This is a genomic window from Nocardioides plantarum, from assembly GCF_006346395.1.
In the GTDB taxonomy this organism is placed as follows: Bacteria; Actinomycetota; Actinomycetes; order Propionibacteriales; family Nocardioidaceae; genus Nocardioides; species Nocardioides plantarum.
Genome location: NZ_VDMS01000002.1, coordinates 78,076 through 101,830 on the forward strand (window position 1 = coordinate 78,076; position 23,755 = coordinate 101,830).

Below are 23,755 nucleotides of genomic sequence, written 5' to 3' on the forward strand. Positions count from 1 at the left end.
GTGAGCGGGAGGCGCTACTCCGACCAGGACATCGAGCACTACGACCGACCCCGTCGACGCACCCGGCCCCGCACCAAGGACCGCCCGACCTACGACGACGCCGTCGAGGGCGTCGTGGTGACCGTCGACCGCGGCCGGCTCACCGTGCTGGTCGACGGCCGGGTCGTGCTGGCCGTCAAGGCGCGACCGCTGGGCCGCAAGGGCGTCGTCGTGGGCGACCGGGTGCGCGTGGTCGGCGACACCTCCGGCGACGACGGCGTGCTGGCCCGCATCGTGGAGGTCAACGAGCGCAGCACCACGCTGCGCCGCACGGCCGACGACGACGACGCCGTCGAGCGGGTCATCGTCTCCAACGCCGAGCAGCTCGTCATCGTCACCGCCCTGGCCGACCCCGAGCCCCAGCCGCGGATGATGGACCGCGCCCTCGTGGCGGCGTACGACGCGGGCATGACCCCGCTGCTGTGCCTGACCAAGGCCGACCTGAGGTCGCCCGACGAGCTGCTGCTGACCTACCGGTCGCTGGGGGTGCCGTGGGTGGTCACCGAGCGCGGCGGCGACCTCACCGAGGTGCGCGAGCGGCTCTCGGGCCGCACCAGCGTGCTCGTGGGGTCCAGCGGCGTGGGCAAGTCGACGCTGGTCAACGCCCTGGTGCCCGACGCGTTCCGTGAGGTCGGGGTGGTCAACGCGGTGACCGGCCGCGGGCGGCACACCTCGACGTCCGCCTACCTGCTGCCGCTCCCCGACCACGACGGCGTCACGGGCGGGTGGATCATCGACACCCCCGGCATCCGGTCCTTCGGCCTGGCGCACGTGCGGCCCGAGGACCTCATCGGGGCGTTCCCCGACCTCGACGAGATGACCGAGGACTGCCCGCGCGGGTGCACGCACGGCGACGACGAGCCGGAGTGCGGGCTCGACGAGGCCGTGGCCGCCGGGAAGGCCGACCCCGACCGGGTGTCGTCGTTCCGGCGACTGCTGGCCGCCCGCAGCGTCAGCGAGTGGTGACGACGACGGCCGCGTCCTGGAACGAGTCGGGCGGGTAGACCGCCTTGGCCCCGGCCTCGCCGGTCAGGAACGTGTAGACGAGGGTCACGACCGCCAGCAGGGCCACCACGCCACCGGCCGCGAGCCGCAGCGTGCCGGTACGGCGGTGCAGCCACCCGGTGACGCCGATGAGCGCCAGGGTGAAGACCGAGCCGACGATGCGGAAGACGTCGGCGTACTCCTCGTGCTTCTCGATCTGCGGGTTCTGCTGGAAGTAGGAGACGCTCTCCTTGAAGTTGTCGCCACTGAGGTAGGACGCCCAGATCGACAGGAACGCGATCGCGGCACCGACCAGGAGCGGCCAGCGCAGCCAGTCGCGCCACGACGGCACGAGGTAGGCGATCGCTCCGAGAGCGACGAGGGGCACCAGCACCACCGTCAGGTGGACCAGCAGCGGGTGCGCGGGAAGGTCGTTGATCTTGAGCAACAGCGGCGGCAGGGACATAGGTGAAGATTGAAGCACTTCGATGAGAATAGGGTGAGAGACGTGGCCGCAGCTCGCACCGACTTCACCGACGACCTCCGGCTCGCGCACGTCCTCGCCGACGACGCCGACGCCCTGACGACCGCACGGTTCAAGGCCCTCGACCTGCACGTGATGAGCAAGCCCGACCTGACCCCGGTCACCGACGCCGACCAGCAGGTCGAGGACGGCATCAGGCGCACCCTGTCGCGCGTGCGCAGTCGCGACGCGATCACCGGCGAGGAGCAGGGCTCCACGGGCCACTCGCAGCGCCGCTGGATCGTCGACCCCATCGACGGCACCAAGAACTTCGTGCGCGGCGTCCCGGTGTGGGCCACCCTGATCTCGCTGGTCGTCGACGACGAGGTCGTCCTCGGCGTGGTCTCGGCCCCGCTGCTGCAGCGCCGCTGGTGGGCCTCGCGCGGCAACGGCGCCTGGACCGGTCGGTCCCTGCTCAAGGCCACCCGCATGCAGGTCTCCGACGTACGCCGCCTCGACGACGCCCACCTGGCCTACTCCTCGCTGAGCGGATGGGAGGAGCGCGGCCGGCTCGACGACTTCCTCTCGCTGATGCGGCGGTGCTGGCGCACACGGGGCTTCGGCGACTTCTGGTCCTACATGCTGCTCGCCGAGGGTGCTGTCGACATCGCCGCCGAGCCCGAGCTCGAGGTCTACGACATGGCCGCCCTCGACATCATCGTGCGCGAGGCCGGGGGCCGCTTCACCTCCCTCGACGGCAGCGACGGCCCCTGGGGCGGCAACGCCCTGGCGACCAACGGCCACCTGCACGAGGCCGCCCTGTCGTTCCTCGGCGGCCTGTCCGACGACCACGAGGGCGACGCCGACTGGCCCACCTCAGGCCCCGGCACGGTCAGCGACCTGCGCTCGCGTCGACCGCGCGACGTCCCCGACGCCTGATCGGTGGCCCTGGTCACCGCGACGCCCGGCCAGTAGCGTCCGCCCCATGCGCATCGGTGAGATCCTCGAGGCCAAGTCGACCAGCGACGTCGTCACCATCACCCCCGACGCCGGGGTGCGCGACCTGATCGCCCTGCTCGCCGAGCACAACATCGGCGCCCTCGTCGTCAGCGCCGACGGCACGAGCCTCGACGGCATCGTCAGCGAGCGCGACGTCGTACGTCACCTGCACAGCGACGGCACCGTCATCCACAACACCGTCGCCGCGATCATGACCTCGGTCGTCGAGACCTGTGGCCCTGACGACGACCTCGACGACGTCATGACCACCATGACCTCGCGGCGCTTCCGGCACGTCCCGGTCGTCTCCGACGGCACGCTGGTCGGCATCGTGTCGATCGGCGACGTGGTCAAGCACAAGATCGGCCAACTGCAGTTCGAGCGCGACCAGCTCGACTCCTACGTGCACCAGGGGTGACCGAGCCCGCTCTCACCCTCTCGTCCGCTGCCGGCCGGTGGGTGCTCCTGGCGACCATCCTGGGCTCGGCCCTCGCCGGCATCGACGCGACCGTGGTCAACGTCGCGCTCCCGGCGATCGGTGAGTCGCTCGACGCGGAGTTCTCCTCGCTGCAGTGGACGGTCTCCGCCTACGCCCTGACCCTGGCGTCCTTCATCCTGCTCGGCGGCACCCTGGGCGACCGGTTCGGACGGCGCCGGGTGTTCGTGGTCGGGGTCGTCTGGTTCGCGGTCGCGTCGCTGGCCTGCGGGCTGGCGCAGGACGTCCCCACCCTGGTCACCGCCCGCGCCGTGCAGGGGGTCGGGGCGGCGCTGCTGACGCCGGGGAGCCTGGCCCTGCTGCAGGTCACGTTCCGCGCCGAGGACCGCGCCCGCGCGATCGGCGCGTGGTCGGGACTCGGCGGGGTCGCGACAGCGGTCGGGCCGCTGCTCGGCGGCTGGCTGGTCGAGGTGGCCTCGTGGAGGTGGGTGTTCCTCATCAACCTGCCGCTGGCCGCGATCGTGGTCGCGCTCGCCGCGCGCCACGTGCCGGAGACACGGGACGACGACGCCGAGGGCACCGCGGTCGACTGGGCCGGCGGGCTCCTGGGAGCAGTGGCGCTCGCCGGCCTGACCTTCGCCCTCATCGAGTCCTCCCGCGGGGCGGGTGTCGTGGGGGGCGCCGTGGCCGTCGCGGTGGGCGCAGCCGTGGCCTTCGTCGCCCGGGAGCGCAGCGCGTCCTACCCCGTGCTGCCACTCACCGCCTTCCGCTCCGCGCAGTTCAGCGCGGTCAACGGCGTCACGTTCCTGGTGTACGCCGGGATCGGCGTGGTGTTCTTCCTGCTGGTCGTCCAGCTGCAGGAGGCCGCCGGCTTCGGCCCGGTCGCGGCGGGCTCGGCACTGCTCCCGGTCACCGCCCTGATGCTGCTGCTCTCCGCGCGGTCGGGCGCGCTCGCCGGGCGGATCGGCCCGCGGCTGCAGATGTCGCTCGGCCCGCTGGTGTGCGCCGGCGGCCTGCTGCTGCTCTCGCGCGTCGGCGAGGGAGACAGCTACCTGGCCGACGTCCTGCCCGGCGTCCTGGTGTTCGGGGCCGGGCTGGCCCTGATGGTCGCCCCGCTCACCGCGGCGGCCCTGGGTGCGGCGCCGAGCGAGCACGCGGGGATGGCCTCCGGCGCCAACAACGCGGTCGCCCGCACCGGTGGTCTGCTGGCGGTGGCCGCCGTACCCGTGCTCGCCGGGGTCGGCTCCGGCGCCGCCGACGGCTTCGAGCACGCCCTGTGGATCTCGGCCGGGATCCTGCTCGTGAGCGCCGTCGCGGCCGCGCTGACCGTGCGCAACGACGTGCTCGACGCCCCCGCGACCGCCACCGACCACCACCTGCGCCACTGCGGGGTCGGCGCTCCCCCGCTCGCCACGACCTGCGACGAGCAGGGCCGCACCGGGCCCACCTGAGCGCGACCGCCCGGCCCCGGCGCCGCGCCGTCCGCACCGCGGGGTGGTCGGTCACCCGCCGGGCTGCTCTCCTAGGCTGGCGGCATGGACAAGCCCGAGATCGACTTCCCTGACTTCGACCCGCCCACCGACCTCCAGGTCACCGACCTCACCGTGGGCGACGGCCCCGAGGCCGCTGCCGGCCAGACCGTGAAGGTCCACTACGTCGGCGTCGCCCACTCGACCGGCGAGGAGTTCGACGCCTCCTACAACCGTGGCGACGCGCTGCAGTTCCGCCTGGGCATCGGCCAGGTCATCGCCGGCTGGGACCAGGGCGTGCAGGGCATGAAGGTCGGCGGCCGCCGCCAGCTCGTCATCCCGCCCCACCTCGGCTACGGCGACCGCGGCGCGGGCGGGGTCATCAAGCCCGGCGAGACCCTGATCTTCGTGGTGGACCTGCTCGAAGTTCGCTGATCGACCCGGCGGGAGATTCACCGCTGCAGTGGTGAATCTCCTGCCGGTACGACGAAACTTCGTCGAGGAGGTGGGAGATTCACCGCCTCAGCGGAGATTTTCCCACGCGGTCACCAGGGAAAGTCGTCGGGCGTGCTGCCGTCGCTCACCCGCGCGGACTGCGCGGCGAGCTGGACCAGGTCGCCGTTGACGAGCTGGCGACCGCGCCGGGTCTCGGAGACGCCGTTGACCTTGACGACCCCGGCCGCGAGCAGGTCCTTGGCCGCGGAGCCCGACTCGACGAGGTTGGCGAGCTTGAGGAACTGGCCGAGCTTGATCGACGAGTCCTCGATCGGGACGTTCAGGGGTTCTGCCATGAGGGTTAGTGAATCACTACCGAGACCGTGTGGATCAACACCCCCACGAGTCCGCCGACGATGGTGCCGTTGATCCGGATGAACTGCAGGTCGCGTCCGACGTGGAGCTCGATGCGGTCGGCGGCCTCCTTGCCGTCCCAGCGCTCGATGGTGTGCGTGATGACCGCCGTGAGGTCGCTGCCGTAGCGCTCGACGACGAACACCGCGGCGTCGGCGGCGCGCCGGTCGAGTCGCGCGCGCAGGTCGGCGTCGGCGGCCAGGCGAGCGGAGAAGGCGGTGACCTCGGCCAGCAGGCGTCGGCGTACGGCGCCCTCGGGGTCGGCGAGGGACGTGGAAAGCGCGCGCTGGAGCGCCTGCCACAGCGAGATGCCGGTGGTGACCACCGCGGGGTGGTCGAGCAGGCGGTCCTTGAGCCGCTCGGCCCGGTCCTGCGTGGCGGGATCGGTGAGCAGGTCGCCGGCCAACCGCTCGAGGAGGGAGTCGAGCGCGATCCGAGCCCGGTGCTCGGGGTCGCTGCGGATGTCGCCCACCCACTTCACGATCTCGACGTGGGCCCGGGCGGTGACCCGCTCGTTGAGGCTGTCGGGCGCCCACCACGGCGCCCGCTCCCCCAGGACGTCCTGGACCGTGCGCGGGTTGGCCTCCAGCCACCCCTGCAGCTCCTCGAGCGCGAGGTCGACCAGCCCGTGGTGCACGTCGTCGCGCACCGCCTCGGACAGCAGCCCGCCGAGCAGCGGGGCGATCGGCTCCTCACGGAAGCGGGGCACCAGGGCGTCGGTGACCAGCGCCTCCACGTGCTCGTCGCGGACCTTGCCGAGAGCGATACGGGCGACCACGGCGATCTCGTCGACGACGCGCCGGGCATTGGACTCCTCGGCCAGCCAGGTGCCGAGGCGGGCCGAGACGCCGGCGGCGCCCAGCCGCTCGCGGATGATCTGCTCCTGCAGGAAGTTCTCGCCCACGAAGTCCTGCAGCCCGCGCCCGAGGTCGTCCTTGCGGCGCGGGATCAGGGCCGTGTGCGGGATCGGCAGCCCGAGCGGATGCCGGAAGAGGGCCGTCACGGCGAACCAGTCGGCGATCGCACCGACCATCGACGCCTCGGCGCCCGCGTTGACGAAGCCGAGCACCCCGTCGTGGCCGAGCGTGGCGACGTAGACGACCGCGGCCAGGGCCAGCAGCGACACCGCGACGGTCCGCATCCGGCGCAGCGCGCGCCGGCGCTCCCGGTCGGCGGCGCTGTCGGTGTCGACCTGCGGGCCGGTCGTCGCGCTCATCGATGACCCCACACGTCGCGGCATGACGCTGGGGGGCCCGTGGGCCGGGGTACCCGGAGCGGCGGTGTCGGCACGGGTGCAGTCTCCCCCACGATCTCCCCCACGATCTCCCCCACCGTGCCCTCACGGCAGCGCGTCGGCCACCACCCGGCTCGCGTGGGACACTCCTGCCCATGCCCGACCAGCCCCTCGAGCCCGCCCGGGCGCGCCGTACCGTGATCACCTTCGGCACCTTCGACGTCTTCCACGTCGGCCACCTCCGGGTGATCGAGCGGGCCGCGGCCCTCGGCGACCGTCTCGTCGTGGGGGTCTCGGGCGACGACCTCAACGTGCGCAAGAAGGGCCGCGAGCCGGTCTTCAGCCAGCACGAGCGGCTCGAGATCCTCGCCGCCCTCCGGTCGGTGGACGAGGTGTTCGTCGAGGAGAGCCTCGAGCTCAAGCGCGACTACATCACCCGCTACGCCGCCGACGTCCTCGTCATGGGCGACGACTGGGCCGGTCGCTTCGACGAGCTCGGCGACATCTGCGAGGTCGTCTACCTCCCGCGCACGCCCGCGATCTCGACCACCGCCCTCATCGAGAAGATCTCCGCCACCCCCTGACCCCGACCGGAGTCCGTCATCGCCAGCTCCCGCCCCACCCTGCGCCTGCTCCCGACCGTCCTGGTCCCGGGCCTGCTGGCGATCCTGCTGACGGCCACCCTCGCCGGCGGGCCGCTGCCGCCGGCACAGGCCGACCCCGCCGCCACCGCCCCTGCAGGCGCCGACGTGGCGCCCGGCCCCGACCCGGTCGTGGTGGCCGCCCGCGCCGCGCTGGCGGGCACGCCGACGACGTACGACCGCAGCGGCGGCGCCACGGCGAGCGCACCCCCGGAGGCGACCCTGGCGCTGCGCGACCTCTTCGCCGCGCGTGGCCGCCTCGGTGCGGACGACGCTCGGCTGGCCGCCCGGATCCTGGCCCGGCCCACCGACGGCGGCGCCGACCCCTACGGCGACGGCTTCTCGTCCCCCTCCTTCACCCGGTGCAGCGCCCACTTCTGCCTGCACTGGGTACGCCGCGGCGCCGACGCCCCCGCCACCGACGCCTGGCCCGCCACGACCCTGGCCGTCCTCGAGCGGGTCTGGCGCCACCACGTCGACAAGCTGGGCTACCGCGCACCCGTGCCCGACGGCGCGCGCGGCGGCAACGCCAAGTTCGACGTCTACCTCAAGGACGTCGGCAGCCGCGGGCTCTACGGCTACTGCGCGCCCGAGGGCACCGTGCCCGGCCAGCCCAAGAGGGCCGGGGGGTTCTGCGTGCTCGACGACGACTTCGCGCGCGGTCAGTTCGGTCGCAAGCCGGGCGACTCGCTCCAGGTGACCGCCGCCCACGAGTTCCTCCACGCCCTCCAGTTCGCCTACGACGTGACCGAGGACGGCTGGCTCTACGAGTCCACGGCGACCTGGGTCGAGGAGAGGTTCGCCGACCAGGTCGACGACAACCGCAGCTACCTCCCCGCCGGCCAGCTCGGTCGCCCGCGGGTGCCGCTCGACCTCTTCGAGACCGACGGCTTCGCCCACTACGGCAACTGGGCGTTCTGGGAGTTCCTCTCCCGTCGCTACGGCACCAGCATCGTGCGGTCCGTCTGGAACCGGGCCGGCACGGGCGGCAGCCTGCCCGACGACTACAGCACCCAGGCGCTCGTCAAGGTGCTGGCGTCGCGCGGAGGCCTGCCGAACGTCTACGCCTCCTTCGCGGCCGGCAACACGGTGCCGAGCCGAACCTATGCGGAGGGACGCGCCTACCCGGTCGCACCCGCGACCGAGCGCCGGCTCACGAGCGCGCGGCGCAGCACCCAGCTGGCGACCCGCCTCGACCACCTGACCTCGCGGGCGCTGCGGCTACGGCCCGACGCCTCGCTGGCGCGGGGATCGCGGGTCACCGTCGTGGTCGACGCCCCCGACCGGGTCCGCGCCCCGGCCGCACGCCTCGTGGCCCGGCTGGTCGACGGCACGGTGCGGCAGCGTTCCATCCCGCTCAGCAGCACCGGGTCGGGGCGCATCGACGTGAGCTTCGACGCGGCCACCACCTCGGTGACCGTCGTGCTCGTCAACGCCTCGACCCGCTACCGGTGCGACGAGGGCACGACCCTGGCCTGCGCGGGCCGGCCGTTCGACGACGGACAGAAGTTCGTGGTCAGGGCCTCGGTCACGCGCTGAGCCGGCGCCGCGCGCGGCGACCGGGCCGGCGGTGACTCAGCGGCGGGAGTAGTCGCGGAAGCCGCGCTTGGTCTTGCGACCCAGGTAGCCCGCGGTGACCAGGTGCTCGAGCAGCGGCGCCGGGGCGAAGCCGGGCTCGCGGAACTCCTGGTAGAGCTCCTTCTGGATCGCCAGCGACACGTCGTTGCCGACGACGTCGAGCAGCTCGAACGGTCCCATCGGGAGCGCGCAGCCCTGCTTCATGGCCAGGTCGATGTCGTCGGCCGTCGCGTAGTGCGCCTCGAGCATCTTGACCGCGTCGTTGAGGTAGGGGAACAGCAGCGCGTTGACGATGAAGCCGGCGCGGTCACCGCACGAGACGCCGACCTTGCCGACCTTGCCGCACAGCGCTCGGGTGGTCTCGGTGACGTCGTCGTCGGTGGCGACGGTCGACACGACCTCGACGAGCTTCATGATCGTGGCCGGGTTGAAGAAGTGCATGCCGATGACGTCCTGCGGGCGGTTGGTCACCTTGGCCATCGCGATGATCGGCAGCGACGACGTCGTGGTCGCGAGGATCGCGCCGGGCTTGCAGATCTCGTCGAGGTTCTCGAACAGCGTGGTCTTGATCGCGAGGTCCTCGGCGATCGCCTCGACCACGATGTCGACGTCCGCGAGGTCGTCGAGCGAGGTCGTGCCGGTGACCCGGCCGAGCACCTCGGCCTTCTTCTCCTCGGTGCTCCTGCCGCGTTGGATCTGCTTGTCGAAGCTCTTGGTGATCGCCGCGACCACGCCGGCGGCCTTGTCCTGGCTGCGGCCGACGACGACGACCTCGAAGCCGGCCTTGGCGAAGACCTCGACGATGCCGGAGGCCATCGTGCCGGTGCCGACCACCCCGACCTGCTGGATGTCGTGCTTGAGCTGGGGCGCCTCGTCGGCCGACGGGGTCTTGTCGTCGGGCACGACGACCGGGCTGTCGGGACCCTCGTAGGTGTAGAAGCCGCGGCCGGTCTTGCGACCGAGCAGACCGGCGGTGACCATCTGCTTGAGGATCGGCGTCGGCGCGTGGAGCCGGTCGCGACCCTGGCGGTACATCGTCTCGAGGATCTCGTAGGCCGTGTCGAGGCCGATCAGGTCGAGCAGGGCCAACGGGCCCATCGGGTAGCCGCAGCCGAAGCGCATGCCCGCGTCGATGTCCTCGCGGGTCGCGTAGCGACCCTCGTACATGGAGGCGGCGTGGTTGAGGTAGCCGAACAGCAGCGTGTTGGCGATGAAGCCGGCCTTGTCGCCACAGACGACCGGGCTCTTGCCCAGCGTGGCGAGCAGGGCCTGGACGTCGTCGAGCACCGACGGCTCGGTCACCACGGTCTGGACGACCTCGACGAGGTCCTGCACGGGGGCGGGGTTGAAGAAGTGCACCCCGATGACGCGGCCGGGGGCCGACGTCGCCGAGGACAGCTCGGTCACCGAGAGCGAGGAGGTGTTGGTGGCCAGCACCGTCTGCGGGCCGACGATGCCGTCGAGCCGCTGGAAGATCGCCTTCTTGGTGGCCATCGACTCGACGACCGCCTCGACGACGAGGTCGGCGGCGGCGAGGTCGGTCAGCTCGGTCGAGAACGTGATGCGACCGAGCAGCTCGGCCTGCTCGGCCTCGGTCATCTTCTCGCGCTGGACCGCGCGCCCGGTCGAGTGGCCGAGGTGCTGACGGCCACGCTCGACTCCCTCGTCGTTGATCTCGACACCGACCACGGCGTAGCCGTGACGGGCGAAGACCTCGGCGATGCCGGCACCCATGGTGCCGAGGCCGACGACCCCGATCGTGGTGAAGGTGCGGGCAGCGGACGCGGTCGACTCGGGCGCGGTGCTCGTCATGGCGGGCATCCTTGCACGCGGATCCGGCGGGTCCGAGACATGTTCACTCACCGGTAACTTGATGCTGCGACCAGCGCTCCGGTCGGCGTCCCGGTCAGGGTCCCGGTCAGCGCTCCAGACGTCGCTGCATGACGATCCGTGGCCCGGGCTCGTCGAGGCCCAGCGACCGCTCGTGGTCGCGCAGGTCGCGTTGGAAGCGCTCCAGCCGGCTCGGCTCCACCTCCACGAAGCCCAGGCCCGCGTAGAAGGGGCCGTTCCACGGCACGTCGCGGTAGGTCGTCAGCGACATCCGGTCGTAGCCGGCCCACCGCGCCTCCTCCATGGCGGCACGCACCAGCGTCGTACCGATCCCCTGGCGCTGGTACGACGGCAGCACCGACAGCTGGTCGAGGTGGGCGTGCAGGTCGTGGGGCACGACGTGGGCGAAGCCCACGACGCGGCGGTCGTCGACCGCCACGAGCAGGAACCCGACGCCGTCGCGCTCCGCGCCGCTGGGGCCGGGGGCGACGAGGGCCGGGACCGTCCGATCGCCGAAGTGCTCGGCGTACATCGCGGCGCCGGCGTCCTCGACGGGAGCGACACGACGCAGGTCGGAGGGCCGGGCCGCCCGGACGGAGACGCTCACCGGGTGCCGTCGAGACGGACAGGACGGCCGGGCCACATGGCTCCAACCTAGTTGCCCGGCCGGCCGCGGGCTCGGCCGGTCCGATCGCGGTCCGATCGGTCCGATCGGTCCGGGCGCCTACGACGCCCGCCCCGGGTACGGCGTACGGCGTACGGGGCTCGGTCGTGAGGTGCCGCGACCACCCGGGCGTCGACCGCGTAGGTTCAGCGCCGTGAGACTCGTCGTGGCCCGCTGTCAGATCGACTACGCCGGCCGGCTGACCGCCCACCTGCCGATGGCCACCCGGGTGCTGATGATCAAGGCCGACGGATCGGTGCTCGTGCACTCCGATGGTGGCTCCTACAAGCCGCTGAACTGGATGAGCCCGCCGTGCACGTTGCGCGAGGGCACCACCGACGACGGCGCCGTCGAGTGGACCGTCACGAGCCGGAGCACCGCGAAGGGCCCGTCCGACACGCTGCGCATCCTGATCGAGGAGGTCCTCAGCGACACCTCCCACGACCTCGGCATCGACCCCGGGCTGCAGAAGGACGGGGTGGAGAAGCACCTGCAGGAGCTCCTCGCCGAGCACCCGGCCACCCTCGCGGACGGCCTGACCCTCGTGCGGCGCGAGTTCCCGACCGCGATCGGTCCGGTCGACCTGATGTGCCGCGACGCCGCGGGCGCCAGCGTCGCGGTCGAGATCAAGCGGCGCGGCGACATCGACGGCGTCGAGCAGCTGACCCGCTACCTCGAGCTGCTCAACCGCGACCCGCTGCTGACCGGCAACGGGGCGGTGCGCGGCATCTTCGCCGCCCAGGAGATCAAGCCGCAGGCACGGGTGCTGGCCACCGACCGCGGCATCGCCTGCGCCGTCGTCGACTACGACGCCCTGCGCGGTATCGACGACTCCGAGCACCGGCTGTTCTGACCGGGTCCATGCGCATCTTCCACATCGCGACCGTCGCCGACTGGGAGGCGGCTCGGGCCTCGGGCCGCTACACGACCTCCACGCGCGGTCGCACCCTGGCCGAGGAGGGCTTCATCCACGCCAGCCGGGGCGACCAGTGGCAAGCGGTGCGCCGACGCTGGTACGCCGACGTGACCGAGCCCCTCGTCCTGCTCGTCGTCGACACCACACGCCTGTCCTCGCCGGTCGTCGACGAGCACGTCCCCGACTCCGAGGAGACCTTCCCCCACGTCTACGGCCCGATCGACGCAGACGCGGTGGTCCAGACGATCCCGCTCGAGACGCACACCCCGGACGTCATCGGGGACACCGTCGAGGACATGCCGCGCGCGCCCTCGGTGTCGTTCAGCCGGCTCTTCCTCGAGGAGATGTTCCGCAACGTGCTCGTCGTGTGCGCCGTGCTGGTGGCCGCCGTGGCCGGTGCCCTGGCCGGGGCGGCGATCGACGAGCGCTGGGGGCCGATCACCGGCTCCCTGCTGGGCCTGCTCGTCGGGGTCGTCGTCGTACGCCGGACCCGGCGGCGACCCGGTCGCTGAGAGTTCGTCGCCCCGGAGAGGTTTCTCAGTCAATGCTCAGGATAAGGTCCCTGCCGTGAACCTCACCAACACGCTCCGTCCCACCCGCGCCCGTCGGACCACCTTCGGCCTGATCCTCGCCTCCGTCGTCCTCGGTGGCACCCTGACCGCCTGTGGCGGCTCCGAGGCCGAGAACACCACCTGTGGTGAGCTCAAGGGCATGTCGGCCGACGAGACGCTCGACTTCATCAAGAAGGCTGCCGACGACGACGGCAGCGACGACGCCAAGGACGCCATCAAGGCCATCGACTCGATCGGCGACGACGAGACCGCCAAGAAGACGTTCGCCGACACCATCAAGACCAGCATCTGCGACAACAAGGACGACGACACCAAGCTCAAGGACACCCCCCTCTACAAGGACTGACCGCAGCGGCCGGGCGGCTCTCCCGCCCGGCCGTTAACGTGGTCGCGTGACCGCGACCTCTCGCACCCGCACCATCGTCGTCGGCCTTGCCGCGCTCCTCTCCGTCGGACTGACGGCGTGCGGCGGCATGGCCGACGACGCTCCGCGTGACGCCGACACCCAGGCGTTCTGCGACGCCTTCTACGACCGCGACCTCACCGCCGAGAAGGTGGCGACCAAGCTGGCCGAGATCGGCACGCCCGACGGCGTGAGCGCCGACCAGCGGCGAGGCTTCGAGCTGTGGGTGGAGGGCCTCGACAACGAGGGCGACACCCCCAACACCCAGATCGACCGGGTGGAGGTGCCCCAGGGCGACCGCGACGTCGCCGAGGCGTTCACCGACTACGTCGGCACCACCTGCCTCGCCGAGGCACCCAGCCCCACGGACGACCCGACGGGCAGCCCGTCCCAGGCCCCGTCGTCCACCCCGCCTTCCTAGAGCTCCTGGACCTGCTGCGCGACGTCCTGCGCACAGCCCCACGACAGCGTGACGCCGGCGCCGCCGTGCCCGTAGCAGTGGACCACCCGCCCGACGCGCTCCAGCCGTACGTCGGGCCGCCAGGGCCGCAGCCCGACCTTGTGCCGCAGCACCCGCGCGTGGGCCAGCCCCGGCACGAGCTCCGCTGCTCGCTGCACGATGTCCGCCGCGACCCGAGGTGACGGCGTACGGCTCCACTCGAGCTCGTCGGCGGTGCCGCCGAGCACGATCTCCCGCGCGCGCGGGACGACGTAGGTCACCGGTCGCCCCGCTCGGTCGTCGAGCCAGAACCGCTCCAGCCCGATCTGCTCGACCACGACGACCTGGCCCGCCACCGGGACGACCGTGTGATCGGCACCGAGGAGCCGTGCCCCCAGGCCGGAGCAGTTGACGACCGCGTCGCCGTGGTCGGGGAGCGCCGCCAGGTTGAGGCGGGTCAGGGTGCCCCCGAGCCGCTCGACGCGGCCCGCGAGCCAGCGCAGGTAGCACGGCATGTCGACGACCGGCGCGACCACGTCGCCGCGCCCCACGTCGGTGCCGGGCAGGACCCGGACGCCGTGATCCTCACCGCTGGCGGCCAGGTCAGTGAAGACCTCCGAGGACGTGGCGGTCCAGCGGGCCACCAGCTCGGGGGGCCCGACGCGGTAGGGGCGCACGAGCGCGGCAGCGACGACCGAGGTCGTCTCCAGCGGCAGGTCGCGCGCGACGACGTCGACGCGGTGGCTGTCCTCGAGCAGCCGGACCGCACAGCTGAGACCGACCACTCCGGCACCGACGACGACGACTCGCATCGGCCCACTCTCGCAGGACCGGTCAGGCGCCGCCGGCGATCCGGGGTGCCGTCGCGTCGGCGCCCTCGCCACCCTGCTCGCGCGCGACGTAGTCCTCGATGTCGTCGATGTCGTCGGCGTTGCGGCGTACGACGGCGAGCAGGTCGCTCATCGTGGCGACCTCCTCGACCTGCTCCTTGATGAACCACTGCATGAACTGCTCGGAGGCGAAGTCGTACTCGTCGCGGGCGGTGCGCAGCAGCCCGTTGATCTGCTCGGTGACCCGCTTCTCCTGCTCGAGCGCGAGCTCGACGGGGGCGACGACGCCCTCGAAGGCCGGCACCGGGGCGTCGACACCGGGGATGACGACGTCGACGTCGGTGTCGAGGAGGTACTGGACCATCATCATCGCGTGGTCGCGCTCCTCGAGCGCCTGCGCGTAGAAGAGCGCGGCCATCTGCGGCATCGTGAGCGCGTCGTAGTGGACCGCGATGGCGACGTACTGGTTGTGGGCGGCGAGCTCGTTGCCGATCTGGGCGTTGAGCTGCTCCACGAAGCGGGTTCCGGGCACTGTCGTACTCCTGCTCGATCAGGTGGTGGCGACCGGTCAGGCAGCCTTGACCAGCTTCTTCTTGGTGACCTTGGTGCCGTCGAGGCGGACGAGCTGGCGGCGCTTGACGGTATACCCCGCCGGGAGCGTGCCTTCCTTCAGCATGCGCAACGGGCAGCGGCCGCACTTCTTGCGCGACTCGCAGCACTTCGTCTTCGGCAGCTTGGCGACCTTGCCGCCCTTCCCCTTGCCCATGAGGACAGGCTAACAGCAGTGAGGGCAGCCTCACCTACTCCTCGGGGGTCGGACGGGTCACCCCTCGTCGAGGCCCTGGGCGCGACGGATGACCTCGACGATGCCGGCCATGATCGCGGTGAGGCCGAAGTCCTTGGGCGTGTAAACCGCGGCCACGCCGGCCTCGATCAGGCGCCGGCCGTCGGAGTCGGGGATGATCCCGCCGACGATGACGGGAACGTCGTCGAGCCCGGCCTCGCGCAGCCCGTCGAGCACGGCCGGCACGAGCTCCATGTGGCTGCCCGACAGGATCGACAGCCCGACGCAGTGCACGTCCTCGGCGACCGCCGCCGAGACGATCTGCGCCGGAGTCAGCCGGATGCCCTGGTAGATCACCTCGAAGCCGGCGTCGCGGGCGCGTACGGCGACCTGCTCGGCACCGTTGCTGTGGCCGTCGAGACCGGGCTTGCCGACCAGCAGGCGAAGCCGTCCGCCGAGCTCCTCGCCCGTGGCCCTGACCCGCTCGCGCACCTCGGTCAGCTCCGCCCCGGCCTCGCCGACCGATGCGGTCACACCGACCGCGCCGCCGACCCCCGTGGGCGCACGGAACTCGCCGAAGACCTCGCGCAGGGTGCCGGCCCACTCCCCCGTGGTCGCACCGGCGCGGGCGGCGACCAGGGTCGCGGCCATCAGGTTCTCGTCGGTCTTGGCCGCGGCGGCCAGCGCGGCGAGCGCCGCGGTGACGGCGGCGTCGTCGCGCTGCTCCTTCCAGGCCCTCATCGAGGCCAGGGCGGAGGCCTCGGCCTGCGGGTCGGCCGACATGATCGCGTCGTCGAGGTTGGCGGTCAGCGGCGAGGGCTCGGTGGTCTCGAAGCGGTTGACGCCGACGATGACCTCCTCGCCGCTCTCGATCCGCCCGCGCCGCGCGGCGTGGGCCGAGACCAGCTCCTGCTTCATGTAGCCCGACTCGACGGCCGCGATCGCCCCACCCATCGCCTGCACCCGGTCGACCTCGGCCCGGGCGCTCGCGACGAGCTCGGCCACCTTGGCCTCGATCACGTGGCTGCCGTCGAAGATGTCGTCGTACTCGAGCAGGTCGGACTCGAAGGCCAGCACCTGCTGCAGGCGCAGCGACCACTGCTGGTCCCACGGCCGCGGCAGCCCGAGCGCCTCGTTCCAGGCCGGCAGCTGCAGCGCACGGGCCCGGGCGTTCTTGCTGAGGGTGACGCCGAGCATCTCGAGCACGATGCGCTGCACGTTGTTCTCGGGCTGGGCCTCGGTCAGGCCGAGCGAGTTGACCTGGACGCCGTAGCGGAAGCGCCGCATCTTGGGGTCCTGCACGCCGTAGCGCTCGCGGGTGATCTCGTCCCAGAGCTGGTTGAAGGCCCGCATCTTGCAGGTCTCCTCGATGAAGCGGACGCCGGCGTTGACGAAGAACGAGATCCGGCCGACGACCTTCTCGAAGTCGGCCTCGTCGACCTGGCCGGACGCCTTGACCTGGTCGAGCACGGCGATCGCGGTGCACAGCGCGTAGGCCAGCTCCTGCGTCGGCGTGGCGCCGGCCTCCTGCAGGTGGTAGCTGCAGATGTTGATGGGGTTCCACTTCGGGATCTGGTGGACCGTGTAGGCGATCATGTCGCCGATCAACCGCAGCGAGTGCTCCGGCGGGAACACGTAGGTCCCTCGCGAGAGGTACTCCTTGATGATGTCGTTCTGGGTCGTGCCGGCCAGCTGCTGGGCCACCTCGTCGGGGTCCAGGTCGGGGTTCTGCTCCTCCGCCGCGACCTGGTACATCGCGAGCATCCACATGGCCACCGCGTTGATCGTCATCGAGGTGTTCATCTCGGTGAGCGGGATCTGGTCGAACAGCTTGCGCATCTCGCCCAGGTGCGGCACCGGCACGCCCACCTTGCCGACCTCGCCGCGCGACATCACCGAGTCGGGGTCGTAGCCGGTCTGCGTCGGCAGGTCGAAGGCCACCGAGAGCCCGGTCTGGCCCTTGGCCAGGTTGCCGCGGTAGAGCGCGTTGGAGGCCTCTGCGGTCGAGTGACCGGCGTAGGTCCGCATCACCCAGGGCTTGTCCTTGCTGGCGGGGCTCATGGCCGCAGCCTAGGACGGCGGTTACGCGTTGGTAACCACTCGCGGAGTGGGAAACCCAACAGGGGCGTCAGGCGCTGACCGCGTCGCGCTCGACCTCGACGACGCGGATCAGGTGGGTGATGTGCAGCAGCCGGCGTACGGCGCCGTTGCACCCGCGCAGCGTCAGCCGCTGCCCGGCGCGCGCCGCCCCGCGCGAGGCGGCCGCCAGGACCCGGAGCGCGGTGAGGTCGACCGAGCCGACGTGGGTCAGGTCGACGACCACGTCGTCGTGGGCGGCGAGTGCCTCGTAGACCGCCACCCGCACCTCACGGGTGCTGCGGACGTCGAAGTCGCCGGCGAGCCTCAGGCAGGGTCCCTCGATGACGATGTCCATGTCGTCCTCCTCGCGGTGGCGCCAGGGCCTGCTGCCCTCACACCCACTATGACGCGCCGAGCGGCCGGTTGGTTGCGTCCGATGGTCCGCGAGTCTGCGCGAGGTTGCGCGCCAGCAGCCCGGTCGCCAGCCCGAGGAGCACCATCCCGACCACGCCGCCGGGGCTGAAGATGTGGTCGCGGTGCACCAGCCACGCACCCGGAAGCAGCGCAAGGGCAGGCAGACCGGCCACGCCGTGCCGGCCCAGCTGGTCGACCACCAGGACCGCGGCGCAGCAGAGCAACGACCACGACCCGACCTCGCCGAGGTCGACGGCCGTGCGCAGCATCGCGCTGAAGTCGGCGCTGCGCCGGTAGCCCTCGGCCATGTCGCGCGTGACGTCGCCGGCCGCGACGCCGTAGATCACGTCGAGCGCGGTGTAGAGCACCGCGAAGCCGTACGCCGTCAGGCGCACCGCCCACGCCACCGGGTCCCGGCGTCCCCGGACCAGCCAGGCCAGCGCGAGCCCGACGAGCGGGAACGCGAGCAGCCCGGCCACGTGGACGACGTACCACCGGTCGGCGGTGGCCGGCACGAGCGTGTGCGGGTGGAACAGCCCCGCCACCGCCAGCGCCAGGGCGGGCAGGGCGAGCACGACCGGCAGCGAGCGGGAGGAGGTCACCTCGCTACTGTGCCCGCATGGTCAACCTCACCCGGATCTACACCCGCACCGGCGACGGCGGCGAGACCCGTCTCGGCGACATGAGCCTGACCACCAAGAACGATCCGAGGCTGCACGCCTACGCCGACGTCGACGAGGCCAACGCCCAGCTCGGGCTGGCCGTCGTCGCGGGCGAGCTCGACGACGACGTCGTCGCCGTCCTCACCCACGTGCAGAACGACCTCTTCGACGTGGGCGCCGACTTCTGCACCCCCGTGGTCGCCGACCCCGAGTACCCGCCGCTGCGCATCACGCAGGACTACGTCGACCGCCTCGAGGCCTGGTGCGACCACTACAACGAGCCGCTGGAGGCGCTGCGGTCCTTCATCCTCAACGGCGGCACCGTCGGGGCGGCCCACCTGCACGTGTGCCGCACCGTCGTACGCCGGGCCGAGCGGTCGGCCTGGGCGGCCCACGAGCAGCACGCCGACTCGATGAACGTGCTGGCCATCACCTACCTCAACCGGCTCTCCGACCTCGTCTTCATCCTCGCCCGGCACGCCAACCGGGAGCGCGGCGACGTGCTCTGGGTGCCCGGCGGCGAGCGGTAGGCCCCCGCGCGCCGGCTCTCGCACCGGGGGCTGTGGAGAACCGGCGGGGCCGTCGGTGGCCCGTGCCACGATGGCTGCGTCATGAACATCCTGCGCCGTCTCACCGCTGCCGAGGTCGCTCGGCACTTCTCCCACGACACGCTCGTGCGTGCCCGTGGCTACACCGACGGCCTGGTCGAGTCCCCCCAGATCGGCGACCTGAGCGCCACCACCGTGTCGGCCTCGGCCGAGGTGCGCGGCACCGACTACCACCCCTACGTCGTCCAGCTGCGCGCGTCCGCCCCGGCCGGCGCGCTGTCGCTGGCGACCACCTGCACCTGCCCGGTCCACTTCCAGTGCAAGCACGGCGCGGCCCTGGCCCTGGCGCTCGGCGAGATGTTCTCCACCCCCACCGAGCTGACCTGGGAGCAGCGGCTGGCCGAGCTGGTCGGCGACCTGGCCGACCTCGCGCCGCCGGACGTCGAGCCCGCGCCCCTCGCGCTGCAGCTGAGCTGGGACGAGGGCAAGGGGCACCGCGTCTTCTACCAGTCCGGCCCCCTGCTGCGGCTGCGCCCGATGCGCCCGGGCAAGAAGCAGGGGTGGATCAAGAGCGGCATCTCCTGGACCAACGTGCCGGGTGCGGTGCAGAGCCAGCGCTACGAGCCGGCGCAGGTCGAGGTCCTCAAGGCCCTGCACGCGGCGCTCGAGCGTCACGGCGGCTACTGGTACGCCGGCCGCGAGCCGACGGTGGGCGACTTCGGTCCCGATGCCGTCCCCCTGCTCCTCGAGGCCCGGGGGGCCGGGCTCCCCCTCCTGCTCCAGCAGCTCACCGCGCTCCACCTCGAGGAGAAGCCAGTCGAGCTCTCCGCCGACGTCCGGGCGACCGGCGACGGGTCCGAGGTCGCGGTCGGCCTCGACCACGGCGGCCGGCTGTGGCACGGCGACGAGGTCGGCCTGTGGGGCGACCCGGCCCACACAGCACTCCTCGACCACGGCGACGGCGAGCTGACCCTGGTGCGGCTGGCCCGCCGGCTCTCGCGGGGCCCGGCCCGGGTCCTGGCCGCCCCGCCGCTCACGCTCCCGCCCGAGGCCACCGACCGGCTCCCCGACGAGCTCACCCGGCTGCGCCGGCTGCTGCCCCTCGGGTCACGTGACGGCACCGTCGAGGTGCCCGAGCCGGCCACGCCGCGGCTGCGGCTGACCGTCCGGTGGACGGGCGCCGATGCCGCCTCCCTGGTCTGGGAGTGGGTCTACGGCGACCGCGTGCTCCCTTGGGAGGCCAGCCACCCCGTGCGACAGCGCAGCCTCGAGCGCGCCCTGCTCCAGCGCCTCCCCGAGCAGCCCTCCCCCACCCCGCGTGAGGTCTCCGGGGTCGACGTCCTCCACCTCGCACTGCTCGAGCTGCCGGCCTGGCGCGCGTGCGACGACGTCGAGGTGGTCGAGCTCGACGCACCCGAGTTCCGTGAGACCGAGGCGACCCCGGTCATCGGGTTCGAGGCCCGCGCGCCCCAGGAGCAGGAGGCAGTCACCGACTGGCTCGACCTCTGGGTCACCATCACCGTCGACGGCGAGGCGGTCCCGCTGGCCGACGTGCTGGCCGCGATCACCCTCGGCGACGAGCACGTCGTGCTGCCCAGCGGACTCTTCTTCCGCACCGACCGCCCGGAGTTCGCCCAGCTGCAGTCCTTGGTGCAGGCGGCCGGCGAGCTCCGCGAGCCCGACGGCGACCGGATCGGCGTGGGCCACCACGACCTCGGGCTGTGGGCCCAGCTGGCCGAGCTCGGCATCGTCGACGCCCAGGCGTCCGAGTGGGTGCGTCGTGCCCAGGCCCTGCGCGACCTGACCGACCTCCCGCGCCCCGAGCCGACCGGGGTGGTCTCGACCCTGCGCTCCTACCAGCTCGACGGCTTCCACTGGCTGGCGTTCCTGTGGCAGCACGGCCTCGGCGGCATCCTCGCCGACGACATGGGGCTCGGCAAGACACTGCAGGTCCTGGCGCTGGTGGCCCACACCCGGGCCAGCGACGACCGCCCGTTCCTGGTCGTGGCCCCGACCAGTGTCGTGTCGGCGTGGGTGACCGAGGCCGAGCGGCACACCCCCGGCCTGCGCGTGCGCACCATCACCGCCTCCGCCAAGCGTCGCGGCGAGACGATCGCCCAGATCGCCGGCGACGCCGACGTCGTGGTCACCAGCTACACCCTCCAGCGCCTCGAGACCGAGGCCTACACCGAGGTCTCCTGGGCGGGCCTGGTCCTCGACGAGGCCCACCAGGTCAAGAACCACCGCAGCCTGGCCTACTCCTCGGTCCGCAAGGTCGAGGCCCCGTTCCGCCTGGCCGTGACCGGCACGCCCTTCGAGAACCGCCTGCTCGAGCTGTGGTCGCTGCTGTCCATCGTCACCCCCGGCATCTACCCCCAGCCGTCCACGTTCCTCGACCACGTCGTGCGCCCGGTCGAGAAGGAGGGCGACGACAAGGCGCTGCACCGGTTCACCCAGCGGATCAAGCCGTTCGTGCTGCGCCGCACCAAGGAGCTCGTCGCCGCCGACCTGCCCCCCAAGCAGGAGCAGACCCTGGCGGTCGACCTGCACCCCCGCCACCGCAAGCTCTACGACACCCACCTGGCCAAGGAGCGTCAGCGCATCCTCGGGCTGGTCGAGGACTTCGACTCCAACCGGGTCGCGATCCTGGCCGCACTCACCAGGCTGCGACAGCTCGCGCTCGACCCCGCCCTGGTCGACCCCGCTCACGAGTCGATCGGCTCGGCCAAGCTCGACGTCCTGGTCGAGCACCTCACCGAGCTCGCCGCCGAGGGCCACCGGGCCCTGGTCTTCAGCACCTTCACCGGCTTCCTGCGCCGAGTGCGCGACCGACTCGACGCCGCCGGCCTCGAGAGCGTCTACCTCGACGGCTCGACCACGGGTCGTGGTGCTCTCATCCAGTCCTGGCGAGACGGCGCGGCACCGGTCTTCCTGATCAGCCTCAAGGCCGGCGGCGTGGGGCTCACCCTCACCGAGGCCGACTACGTGTTCGTGCTCGACCCCTGGTGGAACCCCGCCGCCGAGGCCCAGGCCGTCGACCGCGCCCACCGCATCGGCCAGACCCGGACCGTGATGGTCTACCGGCTCGTCTCGACCGACACCATCGAGGACAAGGTCATGGAGCTCAAGGCACGCAAGGCCGCCCTCTTCGCCCGGGTCATCGACGGCGACGGCGCCACCTCGCAGTCGATCACCGCCGACGACATCCGGGCCCTGTTCGACTGATGCGCCCCGACAGCGGTGGCCTCCGGGCCCGGATACTCACGCGGTGGCCGTCCGGCCGGGTCAGGGTAGGGCCATGCCGATGACCACGACCACGACCATGACCGTGCCGCTCGCCGCCGACCGGTTCCAGGCCTTCAGTCCCGAGCACCAGGCCCTGATGGCGCTCGCCCTGCTCGGGTGCGTGGTCGCAGCCCTCCTCGGACGTCGGCTGGCCCGGGGCGAGGGAGGCACCGAGCAGCGAGTGCGCCGCGGGTTCGCCCTCGTGCTGCTCGCCTACACCGTGCCGTTGCAGGTGCTCCAGCTGCTGCCGGGCGACTTCGACCTCGGCACCTCGCTGCCCATGCAGGTGTGCGACCTGAGCTGGATGCTGGCGGCCTTCGCCCTGTGGACCCGCCACCGCGGCGCCTGCGCGCTCCTCTACTTCTGGGCCTCCACCCTGGTCACCCAGGCGATCGTGACCCCGTCGCTCCAGCAGGCCTTCCCCGACCCGCGGTGGTGGATGTTCTGGGGCATGCACCTGGCCAGCGTCTGGGCCATGGTCCTGCTCGTCTCGCTCGGCGAGCGCCCGACCTGGCGCGGCTACCGGGTGGCCGTCGCGGCGACGTTGGTGTGGGTCGCCGCGATGATGACGTTCAACGCCGCGCTCGACACCAACTACGGCTACCTCAACCGCAAGCCCGCCGTCAGCTCACCACTCGACCTGCTGGGCCCCTGGCCCGGTTACGTCGTCGTCGAGATCGTCGTGATCGCGGTCGTCTGGGCGCTGCTGACGCTTCCGTGGACCATCAGCGACTCCAGTCGGTCCCGGGTGGACGTGCCTCGAGCCACGACTGGAAGCCGGTGAGGGAGCCGGCGCTCAGCGCGAGCTCGACGTCACCGGAGGCCGAGAGGCACACGATCACCACGTGGTCGGGATAGAGCGAGAGCCGCTCGGTCCCGAACGCCTCGCGGCGCCCGTCGTAGCTGAGCGAGTCGCGAGCCCAGACCCGCTTGGGCCGCGGGGCGAGCGAGAACAGCCGGAACCACTCGAGCCGCTCACCTGAGTAACGTCCGATCCCGAGCACCCAACCGCGCCCGTCACCAGAGGTGCGGACGCGGTGGCTGAGCTCGAACGTGCCGCCGTGGCGGGTGATCAGACGACGTCGTACGACGAGGGCGAGGCCGTAGAGCAGAGCCAGGATGAGGATCGCGCCGGCAGCGTCGAGCGTCCACTCCCACCACGCCATCTCGTCCGCTCGCTCCTTGCTCGGGGAGCGCTCACCCTAGCGGGAGAGCGCCAGCGCCGGACCTGGGGTCAGCGCACCTTCTCGGCCGCGCGGATGCGAGCCTCGGCACGCCGGATCCGACGCTCGGCGTCGTCGTCGGCGAGGCTGCCGTCGGGCTCCTGCTCGAGCTCGGCCCGCGCGGCGTCGACGTCGATCTCCTCGGCCAGCACGGCCCGCTCGGAGAGGATCGACACCCGGTCCGCCGCGACGGACAGGAAGCCCCCGTCGACGGCGGCGATGACGACCTCGCCCTCCTCGCCGGTGATCTCGACGACCGCGTCGGTGAGCAGCGACAGCAGCGGCGCGTGACCGCGCAGGACGCCGACGTCACCCTCGACCGTGCGGGCGATCACCATCGTGGCGCGACCGGACCACACGGTCCGGTCGGCCGCGACCAGCTCGACCTGCAGCGCCTCCGAAGACCCGGCCATG

27 protein-coding genes are annotated in these 23,755 nt (G+C 72.2%); 14 read left to right on the forward strand and 13 right to left on the reverse strand.

The window, feature by feature from the left end:
- A complete protein-coding gene (rsgA, locus tag FJQ56_RS12405; RefSeq protein ID WP_140009895.1) occupies positions 1-1,005 on the forward strand; it encodes a ribosome small subunit-dependent GTPase A in 1,005 nt (334 codons plus the stop codon).
- On the opposite strand, the gene FJQ56_RS12410 is transcribed toward rsgA, so the two are convergent.
- The gene (locus FJQ56_RS12410) at positions 992-1,489 is read right to left on the reverse strand and encodes a DUF2231 domain-containing protein (protein WP_140009896.1); all 498 of its coding nucleotides are present in this window, start codon (positions 1,487-1,489) and stop codon (positions 992-994) included. The two genes, rsgA and FJQ56_RS12410, sit on opposite strands and share 14 nt — an antisense overlap.
- 42 nt (positions 1,490-1,531) lie before the next feature.
- On the opposite strand from FJQ56_RS12410, the gene FJQ56_RS12415 reads away from it, so the two are divergent.
- From FJQ56_RS12415 to FJQ56_RS12430, 4 genes are all read left to right on the forward strand, one after another.
- Positions 1,532-2,425, forward strand: coding sequence for an inositol monophosphatase family protein (locus FJQ56_RS12415; protein WP_140009897.1), 894 nt, complete (start codon positions 1,532-1,534; stop codon positions 2,423-2,425).
- A 46-nt stretch (positions 2,426-2,471) separates the two neighbouring features.
- Positions 2,472-2,903 carry a CBS domain-containing protein gene (locus FJQ56_RS12420; RefSeq protein ID WP_140009898.1) on the forward strand — a complete coding sequence of 144 codons (432 nt, stop codon included), beginning with the start codon at positions 2,472-2,474 and terminating at the stop codon, positions 2,901-2,903.
- On the forward strand, positions 2,900-4,372 hold the full coding sequence (locus FJQ56_RS12425; RefSeq protein ID WP_140009899.1) for an MFS transporter: 1,473 nt from the start codon (positions 2,900-2,902) through the stop codon (positions 4,370-4,372). The genes FJQ56_RS12420 and FJQ56_RS12425 overlap by 4 nt, the downstream gene beginning before the upstream one ends.
- 84 nt (positions 4,373-4,456) lie before the next feature.
- Positions 4,457-4,825 (forward strand): FKBP-type peptidyl-prolyl cis-trans isomerase, encoded by a 369-nt coding sequence (locus FJQ56_RS12430; RefSeq protein ID WP_140009900.1) that lies wholly within the window; start codon positions 4,457-4,459, stop codon positions 4,823-4,825.
- Between the two features lie 110 nt (positions 4,826-4,935).
- Here FJQ56_RS12430 and FJQ56_RS12435 read toward each other — a convergent pair whose 3' ends face one another.
- Positions 4,936-5,181 (reverse strand): RNA-binding S4 domain-containing protein, encoded by a 246-nt coding sequence (locus FJQ56_RS12435; protein ID WP_140009901.1) that lies wholly within the window; start codon positions 5,179-5,181, stop codon positions 4,936-4,938.
- 5 nt (positions 5,182-5,186) lie between these two features.
- Complete coding sequence (locus FJQ56_RS12440; RefSeq protein WP_140009902.1) at positions 5,187-6,455, reverse strand: DUF445 domain-containing protein; 1,269 nt, start codon at positions 6,453-6,455, stop codon at positions 5,187-5,189.
- 173 nt (positions 6,456-6,628) lie between these two features.
- Between FJQ56_RS12440 and FJQ56_RS12445 the strand changes: the two genes are divergently transcribed.
- Complete coding sequence (locus FJQ56_RS12445) at positions 6,629-7,057, forward strand: FAD synthase family protein (RefSeq protein WP_140009903.1); 429 nt, start codon at positions 6,629-6,631, stop codon at positions 7,055-7,057.
- A 165-nt stretch (positions 7,058-7,222) separates the two neighbouring features.
- The gene (locus FJQ56_RS12450; RefSeq protein ID WP_140009904.1) at positions 7,223-8,653 is read left to right on the forward strand and encodes an MXAN_6640 family putative metalloprotease; all 1,431 of its coding nucleotides are present in this window, start codon (positions 7,223-7,225) and stop codon (positions 8,651-8,653) included.
- Between the two features lie 36 nt (positions 8,654-8,689).
- Here the strand turns inward: FJQ56_RS12450 and FJQ56_RS12455 are convergent, their stop codons facing one another.
- Positions 8,690-10,504, reverse strand: coding sequence for a 3-hydroxyacyl-CoA dehydrogenase family protein (locus FJQ56_RS12455; protein ID WP_246084134.1), 1,815 nt, complete (start codon positions 10,502-10,504; stop codon positions 8,690-8,692).
- 106 nt (positions 10,505-10,610) lie between these two features.
- On the reverse strand, positions 10,611-11,129 hold the full coding sequence (locus tag FJQ56_RS12460; RefSeq protein ID WP_211350988.1) for a GNAT family N-acetyltransferase: 519 nt from the start codon (positions 11,127-11,129) through the stop codon (positions 10,611-10,613).
- A 211-nt stretch (positions 11,130-11,340) separates the two neighbouring features.
- Here FJQ56_RS12460 and nucS point away from each other — a divergent pair, with 211 nt between their 5' ends.
- From nucS to FJQ56_RS12480, 4 genes are read left to right on the forward strand one after another with little or no spacing between them, the layout of a single operon-like run.
- The gene (nucS, locus tag FJQ56_RS12465) at positions 11,341-12,039 is read left to right on the forward strand and encodes an endonuclease NucS (RefSeq protein ID WP_140009906.1); all 699 of its coding nucleotides are present in this window, start codon (positions 11,341-11,343) and stop codon (positions 12,037-12,039) included.
- 8 nt (positions 12,040-12,047) lie between these two features.
- On the forward strand, positions 12,048-12,614 hold the full coding sequence (locus FJQ56_RS12470; RefSeq protein ID WP_140009907.1) for a DUF952 domain-containing protein: 567 nt from the start codon (positions 12,048-12,050) through the stop codon (positions 12,612-12,614).
- Positions 12,615-12,669: 55 nt separating this feature from the next.
- Positions 12,670-13,020 carry a hypothetical protein gene (locus tag FJQ56_RS12475; RefSeq protein ID WP_140009908.1) on the forward strand — a complete coding sequence of 117 codons (351 nt, stop codon included), beginning with the start codon at positions 12,670-12,672 and terminating at the stop codon, positions 13,018-13,020.
- A 46-nt stretch (positions 13,021-13,066) separates the two neighbouring features.
- A complete protein-coding gene (locus tag FJQ56_RS12480) occupies positions 13,067-13,498 on the forward strand; it encodes a hypothetical protein (RefSeq protein ID WP_140009909.1) in 432 nt (143 codons plus the stop codon).
- Here FJQ56_RS12480 and FJQ56_RS12485 read toward each other — a convergent pair.
- From FJQ56_RS12485 to FJQ56_RS12510, 6 genes are all read right to left on the reverse strand, one after another.
- Positions 13,495-14,328: an FAD-dependent oxidoreductase gene (locus tag FJQ56_RS12485; protein WP_140009910.1), complete on the reverse strand. Its 834-nt coding sequence runs from the start codon at positions 14,326-14,328 to the stop codon at positions 13,495-13,497. The two genes, FJQ56_RS12480 and FJQ56_RS12485, sit on opposite strands and share 4 nt — an antisense overlap.
- 22 nt (positions 14,329-14,350) lie before the next feature.
- Positions 14,351-14,878, reverse strand: coding sequence for a ferritin (locus FJQ56_RS12490; RefSeq protein WP_140009911.1), 528 nt, complete (start codon positions 14,876-14,878; stop codon positions 14,351-14,353).
- A 36-nt stretch (positions 14,879-14,914) separates the two neighbouring features.
- Entirely contained in the window at positions 14,915-15,112 is a 198-nt protein-coding gene (locus FJQ56_RS12495) for a hypothetical protein (protein WP_140009912.1), read from the reverse strand.
- A gap of 57 nt (positions 15,113-15,169) precedes the next feature.
- Positions 15,170-17,191 (reverse strand): protein meaA, encoded by a 2,022-nt coding sequence (locus FJQ56_RS12500; protein ID WP_140009913.1) that lies wholly within the window; start codon positions 17,189-17,191, stop codon positions 15,170-15,172.
- A 67-nt stretch (positions 17,192-17,258) separates the two neighbouring features.
- The gene (locus FJQ56_RS12505; protein WP_140009914.1) at positions 17,259-17,564 is read right to left on the reverse strand and encodes an STAS domain-containing protein; all 306 of its coding nucleotides are present in this window, start codon (positions 17,562-17,564) and stop codon (positions 17,259-17,261) included.
- 46 nt (positions 17,565-17,610) lie between these two features.
- Entirely contained in the window at positions 17,611-18,225 is a 615-nt protein-coding gene (locus tag FJQ56_RS12510; protein ID WP_140009915.1) for a hypothetical protein, read from the reverse strand.
- A gap of 17 nt (positions 18,226-18,242) precedes the next feature.
- Between FJQ56_RS12510 and FJQ56_RS12515 the strand changes: the two genes are divergently transcribed.
- From FJQ56_RS12515 to FJQ56_RS12525, 3 genes are all read left to right on the forward strand, one after another.
- Positions 18,243-18,815, forward strand: coding sequence for a cob(I)yrinic acid a,c-diamide adenosyltransferase (locus tag FJQ56_RS12515; RefSeq protein WP_140009916.1), 573 nt, complete (start codon positions 18,243-18,245; stop codon positions 18,813-18,815).
- An 81-nt stretch (positions 18,816-18,896) separates the two neighbouring features.
- Complete coding sequence (locus FJQ56_RS12520; protein ID WP_140009917.1) at positions 18,897-22,058, forward strand: DEAD/DEAH box helicase; 3,162 nt, start codon at positions 18,897-18,899, stop codon at positions 22,056-22,058.
- Between the two features lie 73 nt (positions 22,059-22,131).
- A complete protein-coding gene (locus FJQ56_RS12525; protein WP_140009918.1) occupies positions 22,132-22,902 on the forward strand; it encodes a YwaF family protein in 771 nt (256 codons plus the stop codon).
- Here the strand turns inward: FJQ56_RS12525 and FJQ56_RS12530 are convergent.
- Positions 22,844-23,284: a DUF2550 domain-containing protein gene (locus FJQ56_RS12530; RefSeq protein WP_140009919.1), complete on the reverse strand. Its 441-nt coding sequence runs from the start codon at positions 23,282-23,284 to the stop codon at positions 22,844-22,846. The genes FJQ56_RS12525 and FJQ56_RS12530 overlap by 59 nt on opposite strands.
- 68 nt (positions 23,285-23,352) lie before the next feature.
- Positions 23,353-23,754 (reverse strand): F0F1 ATP synthase subunit epsilon, encoded by a 402-nt coding sequence (locus FJQ56_RS12535; protein ID WP_140009920.1) that lies wholly within the window; start codon positions 23,752-23,754, stop codon positions 23,353-23,355.
- Position 23,755 lies beyond the last annotated feature (1 nt).